This is a genomic window from Bacillus sp. LR--39, assembly GCF_053613335.1.
Map to the genome: position 1 here is coordinate 1 of NZ_JBSIOT010000633.1, position 823 is coordinate 823.

1 protein-coding gene and 1 pseudogene are annotated in these 823 nt (G+C 46.9%); both read right to left on the minus strand.

Annotated features, from left to right (window positions below):
- Window positions 1–257, minus strand: a pseudogene (gene cah, locus ACWHAR_RS25450) (cephalosporin C deacetylase); the annotation flags it as partial.
- 71 nt (window positions 258–328) lie between these two features.
- The coding region (locus ACWHAR_RS25455) for a LysR family transcriptional regulator substrate-binding protein (RefSeq protein WP_452088230.1) at window positions 329–823 on the minus strand (495 nt) is incomplete at its 5' end.

The following is an 823-nucleotide window of genomic DNA, read 5'->3' on the forward strand; positions in this document are numbered from 1 at the left end:
ACGATCGCCGGATGCGGGCCTTCCTTGTCAGGCACCGCGTACCATCCGGTAATGCGGGCGTTTCCGAAGCTTTTATATGTGAGACGGTACACTTTTACTCCGTCAGCAGGATAGTCAACCGGCTGTAAATCAGGTTCTGCTTGGACTTTTGCAAGTTCCTCCAAAGACAATTTCCAAAACTCAGAAAAATCTTTCGGTGCTGTTTTTTCAGGCTTATATGTTTGCAATTGGTCGAGCGGCAGATCGAATAGTTGCATTTCCGATTATTCCCCTTTGTTTTATAAGATTTAGTTTGTATTCCTATACTACCACGTTTCGTCTTTGTTTTCTAAATATTTTCATCTTTGTTTCCCAGACAGCCTTCATCAAACGTTTGTTTAAGACTTTCCCGGCTTAGTTCCATAAAGGCCTGGGCCGTCAGACTGACATAGCGGTTCTTTAAAAAGACAAAGACGAGGGTTCGTGATGGCGCGGATTGAATCGATAAATAGATCACACCCGGATCTTTATCCCTTCTGACCATATTCGGTGCCATTGTCACACCTAATCCGTTAGCCACAAGAGATTGGGCGGTTTCAATATGGCTCGTCTTAAAGGCAGCATTCGGCTTAAAGCCGCTTTCCGCACAGAGATCGAGAACTGTCCTGCGAAAGCCGAAGCCTTCTTTTAACAGAATAAAGGGCACGTTCCTTACCATGTCAATCGGCACACACGGCTGGCGTCCCTCATCTTCTTCCAGCGCTTTCTCAATCAGCGCGACCAATTCCGGCGGCATCCACCTTTGTTTTTCCTTCGGCACCGCGAGAACAACCGGTTCCGTGAG